General features: G+C 60.2%; 14 protein-coding genes. 2 read left to right on the forward strand and 12 right to left on the reverse strand.

All coding sequences use genetic code 11. From position 1 onward, the window contains the following. Positions 1 to 32: 32 nt before the first annotated feature. From ACZ5BO_RS21390 to dgt, 3 genes are all read right to left on the reverse strand, one after another. Positions 33 to 797 carry an IclR family transcriptional regulator gene (locus ACZ5BO_RS21390; RefSeq protein ID WP_401017932.1) on the reverse strand — a complete coding sequence of 255 codons (765 nt, stop codon included), beginning with the start codon at positions 795 to 797 and terminating at the stop codon, positions 33 to 35. Positions 798 to 930: 133 nt separating this feature from the next. After that, on the reverse strand, positions 931 to 1320 hold the full coding sequence (locus ACZ5BO_RS21395) for a RidA family protein (RefSeq protein WP_025129780.1): 390 nt from the start codon (positions 1318 to 1320) through the stop codon (positions 931 to 933). A gap of 333 nt (positions 1321 to 1653) precedes the next feature. Next, a complete protein-coding gene (gene dgt / locus ACZ5BO_RS21400) occupies positions 1654 to 2865 on the reverse strand; it encodes a dGTP triphosphohydrolase (RefSeq protein ID WP_464696383.1) in 1212 nt (403 codons plus the stop codon). A gap of 379 nt (positions 2866 to 3244) precedes the next feature. Between dgt and ACZ5BO_RS21405 the strand changes: the two genes are divergently transcribed. Continuing rightward, positions 3245 to 3517 carry a hypothetical protein gene (locus tag ACZ5BO_RS21405; protein WP_464696384.1) on the forward strand — a complete coding sequence of 91 codons (273 nt, stop codon included), beginning with the start codon at positions 3245 to 3247 and terminating at the stop codon, positions 3515 to 3517. A gap of 534 nt (positions 3518 to 4051) precedes the next feature. Here the strand turns inward: ACZ5BO_RS21405 and ACZ5BO_RS21410 are convergent. The 7 genes from ACZ5BO_RS21410 to ACZ5BO_RS21440 form a co-directional block, all read right to left on the reverse strand. Then, positions 4052 to 4597 carry a hypothetical protein gene (locus ACZ5BO_RS21410; RefSeq protein WP_464696386.1) on the reverse strand — a complete coding sequence of 182 codons (546 nt, stop codon included), beginning with the start codon at positions 4595 to 4597 and terminating at the stop codon, positions 4052 to 4054. A 46-nt stretch (positions 4598 to 4643) separates the two neighbouring features. Then, positions 4644 to 4823, reverse strand: coding sequence for a hypothetical protein (locus ACZ5BO_RS21415; RefSeq protein ID WP_025129778.1), 180 nt, complete (start codon positions 4821 to 4823; stop codon positions 4644 to 4646). Positions 4824 to 5072: 249 nt separating this feature from the next. Continuing rightward, entirely contained in the window at positions 5073 to 6506 is a 1434-nt protein-coding gene (locus tag ACZ5BO_RS21420) for an RtcB family protein (protein ID WP_464696387.1), read from the reverse strand. A 214-nt stretch (positions 6507 to 6720) separates the two neighbouring features. Beyond that, the gene (locus tag ACZ5BO_RS21425) at positions 6721 to 7032 is read right to left on the reverse strand and encodes a hypothetical protein (RefSeq protein WP_464696388.1); all 312 of its coding nucleotides are present in this window, start codon (positions 7030 to 7032) and stop codon (positions 6721 to 6723) included. A gap of 15 nt (positions 7033 to 7047) precedes the next feature. After that, entirely contained in the window at positions 7048 to 7449 is a 402-nt protein-coding gene (locus ACZ5BO_RS21430) for a hypothetical protein (protein ID WP_464696389.1), read from the reverse strand. Next, positions 7433 to 7900, reverse strand: a complete 468-nt coding sequence (locus ACZ5BO_RS21435; RefSeq protein WP_464696390.1) for a hypothetical protein — start codon at positions 7898 to 7900, stop codon at positions 7433 to 7435. Before ACZ5BO_RS21435 ends, ACZ5BO_RS21430 begins: the two co-directional genes overlap by 17 nt. Positions 7901 to 8017: 117 nt before the next feature. Next, complete coding sequence (locus ACZ5BO_RS21440; RefSeq protein ID WP_464696391.1) at positions 8018 to 8809, reverse strand: hypothetical protein; 792 nt, start codon at positions 8807 to 8809, stop codon at positions 8018 to 8020. Between the two features lie 745 nt (positions 8810 to 9554). Here ACZ5BO_RS21440 and ACZ5BO_RS21445 point away from each other — a divergent pair. Continuing rightward, entirely contained in the window at positions 9555 to 10127 is a 573-nt protein-coding gene (locus tag ACZ5BO_RS21445) for a type 1 glutamine amidotransferase family protein (RefSeq protein ID WP_464696392.1), read from the forward strand. Positions 10128 to 10446: 319 nt separating this feature from the next. Here ACZ5BO_RS21445 and ACZ5BO_RS21450 read toward each other — a convergent pair whose 3' ends face one another. Both ACZ5BO_RS21450 and ACZ5BO_RS21455 read right to left on the reverse strand, forming a co-directional pair. After that, on the reverse strand, positions 10447 to 10839 hold the full coding sequence (locus ACZ5BO_RS21450; protein WP_025129771.1) for a hypothetical protein: 393 nt from the start codon (positions 10837 to 10839) through the stop codon (positions 10447 to 10449). Positions 10840 to 10972: 133 nt separating this feature from the next. Beyond that, on the reverse strand, positions 10973 to 12235 hold the full coding sequence (locus ACZ5BO_RS21455; protein ID WP_464696393.1) for an NAD(P)/FAD-dependent oxidoreductase: 1263 nt from the start codon (positions 12233 to 12235) through the stop codon (positions 10973 to 10975). Positions 12236 to 12238 lie beyond the last annotated feature (3 nt).

A 12238-nucleotide genomic window follows, 5' to 3' on the forward strand; every position in this document is an offset into this window, starting at 1 on the left:
GGCGGCTGCGCACAGCCGCGGTGTACAACCTATTAGTCGTTGATCCGCCGGGCCAACTGGTTGGCGCTATCGATCAGCACCCGGCGGTACTCCTGGTAATTGCGCAGGGCATCGGCCCTCGGCGCGACGATGCAGAGCGTGCAAATGCACAGCCCGCGCTCATCGCGCACCGGCGCGGCAAAACAATGGGTAAAGGTGTCGGCCACACTGTCGAAGGAAAAGAACCCATCCTCGGTGGCCTGACGGATTTCCTTGAGGAAAATCTCCAAGGGCAGACGTTCACCACTGGGCAGAATGAAGTCCCGTTCATCGATCAGATCGACAATCTGCGCGTCGCTCAGATGCCCCAGCAGCAGCCGCCCGGAAGCGGTCCAGGGAATCGGCGCGTTCTCGCCGATGTCCGAGGAAATGCGGAAATGCCGCTCGCCCTCCTTCATCAGGGCCACCGTGTATTTGCGCCCGTTGAGCAGGCACATCTGCGCAGTTTCGTGGGTCTGGCTGACGATTTCCTGCAAGACCTGATCGGCCTCACGGGTCAGGTCGAAATGACGCAAATGGGCCTGGCCGAGAAAGTACAACTGGCGGCCCAGGTACACATGCCCGTCCTTGCCCACAGGCTCCAGAATCCGCCGCTCCAGCAAGGACGCCACCAGCTCGTAGACCGTGGACTTGGGGCTGCCAATGCCCTTGGCAATATCGTTGGGGCGCAACGGCTGGCCGACTTCCTTGAGGAAATCGAGAATATCGAACGCCCGATCCAGGCCCCTGGCCCGGCGCTTGATGGTGTCTTCGCTCATCTACCTGCGCCCCCTCTATCGAACCGCAGGAACCGGCTTGCCGGCGAAGAGGCTTTCAAGCCTTGTACCGCCCTCACGGGCGCCTTCGCTGGCAAGCCAGCTCCTACAGGCCAGCTCCTACAGACCGTGGCCATCAGGCCTTCTTCTTGTACGCCACGCAATCGATCTCGACCTTGCAGTCGACCATCATGCTGGCCTGCACACAGGCCCGGGCCGGCGCGTGTTCGGGCTTGAAGTACTCGCCGAACACCTTGTTGAAACTCCAGAAATCCCGCGGGTCTTCCAGCCACACGCCAACCCGCACCACATCCTCCAGGCCGTAGCCGGCCTCTTCGAGAATGGCCACCAGATTGCGCAGCGTCTGATGCGTCTGCTCAACGATTCCACCGTGAATGATCTCGCCCTCCAGCGCTGGCACCTGGCCGGACACATGCAGCCAGCCATCGGCTTCGACGGCGCGAGCGAAAGGACGCGGCTGGCCACCGCCTGCGGTGCTGCCGGTGCCGTAACGGGTGATGCTCATGGGGGGGGATCTCCTGATTGAAAGAGTTAAAGGTGGTATCAATAAAACGCCTGCTTGTGCCTCCAAAGCGCGTGGCTGTTGCCGAGGACCTCATCACAGAACGTACCTGAGCACTCATTCCCGCTTGTTGCTCGTCTACATACCAACCAATGCAGAGCGGGCAATAGCGGCAAAAAGGTCGGGGCATTGAGTCACAATAAACGCGTCGAAGGCCGCAAAAAATTCCGCTATAACAGACCAAGTAATGAAATAGCGGAAAATAGGGCTAGAAGTGTGTCACGGGGAAATCTCTATTGCAAAAAAAGCACGCTTCAAAGCGTGCAAAAAACAGACTCAGCCAAATATTTTCTCTAAAGAGCCTTTCCCAAAGTATCTCTCGTACTCTTGCGCTGCAAATGCGTCCATCATCCCAGCAATATAGTCCACTACCAAGCGACCCTTATTATCTCCCCGCCAACGAAGTTCCGCAGGAAGCAAAGTGTTATTTACATTATAACTTTCATCAGATAACACTTCAAAAAGCCCTTTAATTATTTTTTCACCTCGCTTCTCATAAAGCTGTACATCTTTTTTCCTCAACACAGCTCTAAATAGTAATTTTTTTAGCCCTTCAGCAAGCTTACTCTTTGTCCTATAGCCAAGTTCAGAACCATTAACCCCAGAAACAACACCTATATCACGACACAGGCAGCTTACTATCGAGGAAGTTAGTTCCTTCCTGAGTACAACCGAGTACTCCTCCGAAGTACCATGCTTATAAGACTTGAGCGCCTCACCCTGAACCATTTTAATTATTTCAGAAAAATCATCATAAGCAGAGTTATACTCTTCACTTATTTTAAACTCATGAGCAATCTCTCCCACGGTTACAACCCTATGACTTAAAGCGTCTTCCAAGTCATGCGCCGCATATGCAATTTCATCCGACAGATCCATGATTTGTGCATCAATACTTTTAGTTACATCAACACCTTTCTCACTCAATTCATTCTGAAGAAAAACAAAATCATCTTCATAAAGAAATTTTTTAGAATTATCAGATATTCTATAAAAGTATTTTGTAACACCAAACAGTGTCCGAACAGTCAAATTCAACCCATCATAAGAATAATGCTTCTTCTCTAATGTCCTCAGTATTCGAAAAGCCTGGGCATTCCCCTCATATCCCCCAAAGTCTTTACTCAATTGATTAAGAACCACCTCGCCATAGTGGCCAAATGGAGGATTTCCAATATCGTGAGAGAGCGAGCACACTTCTGCAACAACGGCCTTACTTAAACCGAGATCACTAGCAATCGAACGAGCTATTTGTGCAACCTCAAGACTATGAGTCAACCTATTACGATTAAAGCTATGCGAATCAACTCCAAGAAGCTGCATTTTCCCCTGCAAACGCCTAAATGATGAGGAGTACAAAACTCGCGCATAATCACGCATACACTCCTCTCTAGGTCTAACATCCTCAGTTTTTACCGCTCTATATTCCAAACACTGAATTAAATTTTCTTGTTCCCGCGCAAACTCTCTGGTCTCTTCTGAGTACATAAATATCCCTATCTATAGTTATTAGAAACCCCAAAAAAGCTACTATTTTGACATCGCACTGTCCACTACCGATTATCAAATCAGGTCATTCTTTAGTAGAAGGCTTGGAGCTATAAATTTATTTCGTCTACAATTCAGGCTGTCGCTGCCAATTCAGCGACCTGACTTGGCCGTCAGCATCCTAAGCGCACAGGCGCTCCCCATAACAAGGCAAGCGCTTTTTTTGCGCTCGCACGTTCGTGTTATGGCGACTGTGCGTGGGACACCTTCGGGTGTGCCGGGATGCTTAGGCCCGGTCGGCCAACCCGCGTACAGTTGCCACCCTGCTTCGCTTGGCCGCGATTGGTGGTAGCTACCTAAGTTATGGAGCGTCACTGATATGGATTACCAACCGTTCACTTCCTCCAGTACCACCGACCACCCCGTCGCCTTCATCAACCCACAAGCGCCGTTGCTCGACCTGCTGACTTACGCCGGCCTGCGCATTCGCGCCGTCCGGGACATGCTGGACAGCTTTACCGACATGACCAGCCGCAATGCCGATCACCTCGACCTGCAGCGCTTCTCCAGCGTGGCAACCCTGTTGTTGCGGGACGGCTGCGATGTGTTGCAGGTAGTGGAACAACAAGCGCTGCAACTGCCGGAACCCTAACCCAAGGCACAGCCAAGGCTCCCGCTCTGCTTTGCGTTGGCTTTTGATCCTGAAGGCCCCGTTAACCACGATGGCCGAACGCAGGCATTGAGCCGTGGGTAACCGGCAGGGATGCCGGGTTAGCCGCCACCCGGCCAGGGATGGCCGGTGGCGGCGGCCCACGGCTCAATGCCTTCGTTTGGGCATGCCGAGCCTAGGCGAGGCATCGAGTGGAGGGGCAAGCGTTTTTGCTTACTTTTTTGGCGTTTGAAAAAAGTGAGTCGCCGTAAGGGCGAAACCGCCAGTGACCGCACCCGCAGCAACGGATATGTACACCTGCTAAACCGGGGAATCCGGTTTACCCCCGCTACACGCCGGGACACCGGCCGATTTAGCGGGAGCAAGCTCTCCCGCCACAGGGGTTGCGTGGCCATGGCAGACGACTGAGGGACAGGGCAGCAACCGATACCTGCAACACCCAATCCCCTGGTGTTCTCGATGCCGCCTTCGCTGGCAAGCCAGCTCCTACGCAAAAAGCCTTGCGCCCGAAGGGCATCAATCAAAGTCAGCAACGCACAGCACCCACCAAAGATTCCGAGCGCCCTGGCAGGCGACATAGGCGGAAGAAAGGGTCGAGCTCCGGGTCAATTCACACCAATCGAGACTGTCCAACCGGTACACCACCAGCTCGGAAAACGGCCCCGGAAACACCGCCTCCAGCGCCTCGTATACCAACTTCCGAGCATTGGCCAGGCTCAACCCACGGGTCGAATGATGACACCCGCCCCGTAGCACCACCGCCAGCAACGAGCCCTCGAACTCATATCGATTCAGCATGGAAAAGGGCCCGAACTCACGCTCAACCTGCCCAATAGCCGTCGACCTGGCGAGGTTGCTGAAACGCTCCAGAAACTCGGCCAGTCGCTGCCTCTCATCCCACGCCTTGATTGAGGGGGCTGGCTTGACGAAGCTGGACACCAGCTCGCCACATTCAGCAAGCACGGCAAGTAGTTCGACAAGGGGTTGCTTGTCGACGAAGCACTGGCTGGCACCTGTAAATGGCGCTACAGCATCGTGCTTCAGACTTTCATCTTGATTCATGATTGAGCACCCGACTTTGGCCGCAAACAGGCAATCACCATGGTGGCTACCGCGCCCTGGGCTTTTGCGGCCGCAGATAATAGCCGGAGAGAAAGGCAATCATGACCAGCATCAACGCCAGGCCCGGATCACCTTTAGGCAGCATGAATTGATAAAGGCCAGCGCCCATCGTCAGCCCAGAGGCAATACACAAGACAAACCAAATAGCTTTTTTAAGCAGTTTCACGATCTGATGACACCCCTTCCATAGACGACTTGAACGCATCCCATTACCAGCGAACGGTGGCCGGGGGACGACAATGTATCGGCCAGTACCCTGAACGGCAAATCCGAAATCAGCGCCCCCACGAACGGTACAGCCGACTTGAAGCGAGCGCTCATGCCTACCACCGAGACCATCTTTGAACGCATCGCTTCAACCCGAGACGCCGGTTACCCACGAGGATGAGCCCTCATCCCCGTGGCCCCAACGCACTCAGGCCTTGAAGGTCAGAATCGGCGAAAACCTGGCGATCACCGATACCGTTTCCTCTTCCACCTGGGACCGGATCACCTGGCCGATTTCCTTATAGGCTCCCGGGGCTTCCTCGATCATCCGCTCTTCCTTGGTGGTGATGCACTCCACCCCTTGCAGGCCAAGGAAGGCCTTGTCGCGCTTGGCCTTGACCAGAATCTCACTGCGCGACATGGAACGCCCGGCGCCATGGCTGGCCGAACGCAACCAGCGCTCATTGCCCAACCCGTTGAGCAGGTAGGAATCGTGCCCCATGCTCCCCGGAATCAGCAGCGGCTGGCCGGCATAGGCCGGGGTCGCGCCCTTGCGGTGGACGTTACCGCCCTCTTCACGCAGCACGATGTTGTGGGGCACATCGACGATCAGCGGGGCCTCGATGCTGGCACCGAACACTTGCCGGGTACGCTGACGCACCATCTCGGCAATCAGCGCCCGGTTGGCGTCGGCGTAATGGGCCGCACTGTGCATGGCCAGCAGGTACTGGTCGGCCATCTCCCCCAGCAGGGCAAAGATCTTCGAGTCCGGGTGCTTGATCCCCGCCGGCCACAGGGCCTTGGCCTTGTCCATCCAGCGCCGCCCGACGTAGAAGCCGACATCCCGGGAGCCGGTGTGAATCATCATCACCACCTGCCCCACCGACAGCCCCTGGGCGAAGCAGGCCTGACGGTCCACCAGTTCGGTGACCACCTGGATCTCGACAAAGTGGTTGCCACCGCCCAGGGAGCCCAGCCCCGGGTCCCGCAGGATCTTGCGCGAAGCATCCTGCAGGGCTTCCGGGGCGTACTGCGCACTGCCCTGGGCAAAGGACGACTCATGCAGGCCGGCCAGTTCACGCTGCAGTTGCTGGAAGTCCGCCCCGGCAAACAGGCCCACCGGGGCCTGCTGCTGCACCTGGCTCCAGAAATCACCGAGCCCGGACTGAAACAGCGCGCTCATCGCCGTCGGGCTGGTGGGGATATTGCGTGTGCCTTCCAGCAGGTCGCCGCGCACCAGGGCCGTCCATTGCGCCTTGTGGGCCATGAAGCGCTCGTAGCTCAGGTCGAGCTTGTGCAGGCGCATGCCGCAATTGATGTCGGTGCCAATGGCTTGCGGCACCACCATGTCGTGGCTGGTGACAATCACGCTGCCCACCGGTATCGGGCTACCGGTGTGGAAGTCCGGAGTGGCACAGGCGCACTTCACTTCACCGCCGTCGGGGTGGGCGACCTTGGCGAAATCCATCAGTTGCAGGATGGCTTTCTCTTCGATGGCAAAACTCTCGGGCAGCAGCAGATCCACCTTGAGCCCGGCGTCGTTGATCGAGGAGATAGAGAGGGAATTGGAATTCAGGCGTTCGATGGCCACCCCGGAACGGGCGAGCTTGTGCTGAATTCTTTTCAGAGGAGTCTTGGTCATTTTCAACTGCTTTTCTTGGACGCAACAAAACAACCACCCGATTGGTGGCTGGAATTGTCTGGTCAGCAGCGAAACTTAGACGGTGCGCATGGTGATGAGAATGGTGGGCGATGTAAAGACCCAGGGGCGTTTTTTTTCCAGGCGCAGCAGCGGCCGTACCGTTTAACGCCGGCCATAGTCCCAGCCGTCTGACTCAAAGAGCTCGGCACAGGCCTCACTCCAACCGAAACGAAAGGTCGGCCTCGATGGCCATAAATATCCTGCTCAACAAGGCATCTCCCGCCACGCAACCGGAAAGCAGGTAGTCCCCATCCGCCCAGTGACACCAGCCGGCTTCGATCAGTACCTCGCCCCGACGAAACGACTGGGCCACGCCTGCGTCCCAACCATCGGCCGTTTCACCGCAACGCTCGAAGCCCAGCCCTTGCACCAGAAAAGCGCCAACCGCCTGCTGCAGCTCGCTGCCATAAGCATCGAACTCCAGAGTGAGGTGGCCGTTGGCGGCCTTGAGCAGTCGCGGCTGCATCGCTATCCCTCCGCCTCAGAAATCGAAACGCACATCCTTGACCACCTGCACCTTGCCCCAGTGGAAATTGCACAACCGCGCCACTTCGGCACCATCCCGGCTTACCGGCACGCACCCGCCCTTGAGGGTCACGCTGTCCTGCCCTTGGCGAGACAGCATGTATTCCAGTGCCGGCCCCTTGGGGATCCGGTGAACCAGCGTCACGTCCTCGGCAAAGTCATCGGTCAGGCTGAAAATCAGTTCGCCATCGACCATCAGGCGATAGCTGTCATGCTTGAACGCCGCCCCTGGCAGCAGGCACATCTGCGCCATATGCCCCTGCACCTGCCGCTCTTCACAGCGAGCCATCTGCTCTGCCTGCACTGGCTGCCCCAGCAACAAGGCCAGCACTGGCAAGCATTTATAGAGTTTGAACATCTTTGCTGTCTCCCTGGCCACAGGCCGTTGCACAAGGTGTGCTATCCGCTATTCGCCCATCACCGGTGACCGGCTCGACCGCCAGCACCGCTTCATAGGTGCCGCTGTCCGGCGCAAAGGACACGAAACGGTGCTCCGCCCCGCGCTGGACCCACAAGCGCCCACAGTTCTGGCACTCATAGACACAGGTGCTGGACGCCGCATAAAGGTTGCACAACCGGTCCCCGAGGTAATCTCTCGCCTTGGGCCGCCACGCCGTCTTGCCATAGGTCCGGTCCAGCAATTGATCCAGGCTCCCGGCCTCGGCTGCGACCTGAAATGCCTGGCTCAAGTGGCCAATACCCTCGTACAGCGCCTCCTCATGCCCGTCTCGCATCAACGATGCCTTATAGGCAAGATCGTCAGTCTGATCGACGATCACATGCCCGCAACTGCAGCCTAATTTGCTCATTGACTGACCTTTTGACTGATTCCGCTGACGGCGTTGTTTTATTGCGCCCCCTGCCCCTGGGCATAGGCATCGTACCGAGAACGAGCCACGCCGACCTTGTCGGCCTGCGACCCGGAATCAAGGCTGCTTCGGCCCACCTTTCCAGGGTGAGTAAAACACGCTGGTGGCAATCGGCGGCACCTTGCCATCCACCAGCGCAAAGCCCGGCATCTGCCGCAGGTCCAGTTGCTCGCACAAGCCGGTCAGCTTGTTGCGCAGTTCGTTGTCGGGCTTGAACGACTCAGGCCGGTATTGCACCGCCCGCAGGTTGACCCAGCATTCCTGCACCTTGCCTTGGGGGTCGGCCTTGACCTCGAAACTGGCCACTCCAATGCTGTCCAGCGCTTGGCCCGCCAGGGTGCGCTCCCAGAAAAAGCGTCCCCGGGCGTAGTCCAGCGTCTGCAGATCCAGTGCCTTGCGTTGCTCGGCATTCGGGCTCGGCGGCGGGAAGATCATGGTTCCCTTCACCCGCAGCCGCTCGTCCCCATCAAAGGCCGTGGCCGGGGCCATTGGAAACACGCTGTCCCAGCAGATGCCCTTGACCAGCGCGCCCAGCTTGAGGCTATAGGGGTATACCTGCATCGCCGGGTTGGTGCTACGCCGCGCCTCGCAACTGACCACCTCATTCTGGCGATTGAAGGTCATCAGCAAATCGACGCTGCCGGACAATTGCTGGGCATTGGCCCTGATGCTTTCAGCGTGCAGCACTTGCTGCACGGTATTCGAATACCGTTGCATATCCGCTTGGCGCTGCTGTTCGTCGCTCACCGCCGACGGGCTCTGCGCAGGGGACTGACAACCGGCCAGGGCCAGGAGCCCCGCCATCCACAGGCTGCGCCGTGCCTGGGTCGTTCTGAACTGGGTATGCATGTTCAATTCCTTTGCCGGGCAGGATCGCCTGCCCTTCTTGCGCTGTGTTCTGCGGCGCGATCAATGCGCCGCGCATGTGCCTCTGGTTGAACGAAGCAGCAGGGGTTCGCTACAGGGCTGAGTGCTGGCAAGCGTCCTCTGTCGGCTCCCGAACCGGCCTGCCGGACAGGCTTGCCCAGGGTTCGGCCCGCCCTTCCAGGGGCTGGAATCCACCTTGACCGGGAACCGCTCCTGGCCCTGCCGATACTCGCGCTTGCCCGGCAGCTCGCGCCTCTCCAGTTGCCGGCAGCGCTGCCACAGAGGCTGTTGCAAGTCTGCATCGGGCCGGAACTGGCTGCCCCGGATAGGGGCCATGTCCAGCTCCACCTGGCAGCTGCGCCCCTGGCCCTGGTCATCCGTCATCCCTTCGGTTGCTGCGCAGTGGTCGCTGGCGCCAGGGCCTGACAGCCGCTCAGCAGCGCCAGGGCGCCGGCCAGCAGCAGTGCTTTCAAGGATGCGGGGAGACTGGAATGCATGCTCAGGTCCATTGAGAAACATATCGGGACAGCGCCGTGCCTAGCCCTCCCGTCGATCAAGGCGCGAAAGCATAAAGGCTATCACCCGCCTCACCAAGTGCAACCTTGATACCCCTGGCTGATGGCGTAACGGGCCGTTTCGCAGGGCCTTGCTCAAGCCCTGAATCACCCGGAAAAAACAGATATCCTGCAGCACCTGACTCCAGGTTCACCCAAGGAAGGACTGCCCCATGCCCCGCGCCATCACCCTCATCTGCGAGAACTTCGCCGATTGGGAAACCGCCCTGATCAACGCCACGGCCCGTGCCTATTACGCTTTCGACTGCCAATACGCTAGCCCCAAGGGCACCCCGGTGACCTCCATGGGCGGCCTGCGGGTGACCCCGGACCTGGCCCTGGAAGATATACGCCTCGATGAGCTCGACCTGCTGATGATCTGCGGCGGTCCGGTCTGGCAAAGCGCGCAGGCTCCCGAGATCAGCGAGCTGCTGCGGGCGGCGCAGGCACGCCAGATCGTTCTCGCCGGCATCTGCGACGGCACCCGCGCCCTGGCCAGGGCCGGGGTGCTGGACCTTGTGCGACATACCTCGAACTCGGCGGACAACCTGCTGGCGGAGGGATACGCCGGCGCGGCGCACTATCAGGACGTGCCCCACGCCGTGGCGGATCAGCGAGTGATCACAGCGCCTGGCAGCGCTCCGGTGAGTTTCATGGCGCAGATTCTCGGTGCTCTGGGCATCAGCGATGACAACCTCAGTGCCTACCTCGCCCTGCATGCAGCGGAACACCGCCCGAAGGCCTGAGCCCTCGCCTCCTGCGGCGGCCGGCGTGCCCAGCCACGGGGCTCCGACCGCCCCGGGCCTGGTGCCGCAGCGCAACAGCGCCACGAGGGACAGGCTCAGGGTTGTTTCGGCCCGCCCTTCCAGGGCCTGCAGCCGAGCTCCAGGAGAAACCGCCCACCCAGTCATCGAGGTTGTAGCGGCGAGCCTCCTCGCTCAAGGCCTCGGCGAACGCCCACCGATAAGCCTCGCGCGGGCTCTGCAACTGTTGCTCGGGGGGCTGTGGCGTGGCGCTCTTGCAGCCGCCCAGCGCCAGCAGGCCGAGGTCATGGCCACGACCCGTTCAAGGGCGGGTGTCGTTGATCCCCAGCACCTGATCCAGTCGCCGCATCTGCTCCTCGGTCAACAAAGGTGCAGGCGGTTGCAAAGGCGCTTGGCTGGAAACGGCCACCCCAGGCGCTCGAGGCTTGGCCCTGGCCGGCGGGGTGCGGGTCGAGCTGCTCGACGGATACAGCGCCTCATCCAGGCATTTATCGCGCATGCCCTGGCTCGACAGGCCCTGGCAACCCTTGCCATTGGACAGCGCCCGGGCCCCACAGGTGGCCCTGCTGTCAGGGTCTTGCAGGTCGACGCAGCTCAGGGAGCCAAAGCCATGGCCAAGCACCGAAGCCGGATCCTCGGCATGGGCGTTGGCCGCACACAACAACAGTGAACCGAGAAACAGGGCAATTCGCATAGATGCACATCCATGGCTGCAGAAACGGCCCCGGGCCAACCTAACGCCGGGCGCCGGTATTGCTGTCGGGGAAACCCTGTTCTAGCAGCCGAAGATGACCGTTTCGTGCTTTGGCGCTGCCACACCCTGGCCTCTAGCGGAAGCGCTGCGCCAGGAATGGCTGCAACGCCACGCTTGGCGTCAGTCCGCTGGCCTGCTCCGCCATCAGTTGCCCAGTGATCGCGGCCAGGGTCAGCCCGACATGGCCATGGCCGAAGTTGTAGTGCACCTGGGGCAATAATCGCGACTGGCCGAGCACCGGCTTGCTGTCCGGCAGCGACGGACGAAAGCCCATCCACCGGGACGACGGTGAGTGGTGCAGGGTCAGGAATCGCCGGGCACCGCGGGCCAGGTAGTGGTAGCGGCGCGGGTCCGGGGCGGCGTCGAGGCCGCCGAACTCGACGGTGCCCGCCACGCGCAAACCCTGGGCCATCGGCGTCATGTAGAACCCTCCGGCGCCCCAGCACAGCGGCCGGTTGACCAGGCCGCCGGCCTGCTCGAACAGCACGTGATAGCCGCGCTCGGTGTCCAGGGGAATGGCGTCTCCCAGGCGTTGTGCCAGGCTGCGGGACCAGGCCCCGGTGCACAGCAGCAGGCGCTCGGCCGGCAGTGACTCACCACTGCTCAAGCGTGCGCTGAGCCGTTCGCCGTGCTGGGCATGGCGCTCGATATCCAGCAATTCGCCCCGGCGAAACACCCCGCCGCGCTCGACAAAACGCTGGAACAGACGCTGGCTCAAGGCATAGGGATCAAGGGTGCGGCTGACCTGCGGCAACTCCAGGGCCAGGGCGGCCCGGGCATTCAGGGCCGGCTCCATGGCCCGCAACTCCGGCCCCGGCACCAGGCGCATCGGCACGTCGAAGGCCTGATGGTAGGCCAGCATGTCGATGGCGCTCTGCCGCTCATGGGCCTCGAACAGGTACAACGAGCCGTCGTGGCGTACCAGATCATTGGCCCCGGCGTCATCGAACAGGGTCTGCCAGGCCCCCATGCAAGGCTTGAGCAGGCTGTGCAGGTCGTGGCTGATGGCCTTGACCCGCGACGCACTGGAGCAGGCGAGGAAACGCCACAGCCAGGGAGCGATCCGTGGCAGGTAGCCCGGGCGGATGGCCAACGGGCTGTCGCGGCGCAACAGCATGCCCGGCGCCTGGCGCCAGATGCCGGGGGTGGCCACCGGCTCCACCGCATAGGTGGCGAACGTGCAGGCATTGCCGAACGAGGTGCCGCTGCCGGGGAGCTGGCGGTCCAGCAGGGTCACCTGCCAGTTCAGCCGCTGCAGCCACAAAGCACTGGCCAGGCCTACCACCCCGGCCCCCACCACTAGCGCATGGCCGCGTTGTTGCCGACTCGCAATCATGCC

The sequence above is a fragment of the Pseudomonas sp. FFPRI_1 genome (assembly GCF_055384485.1).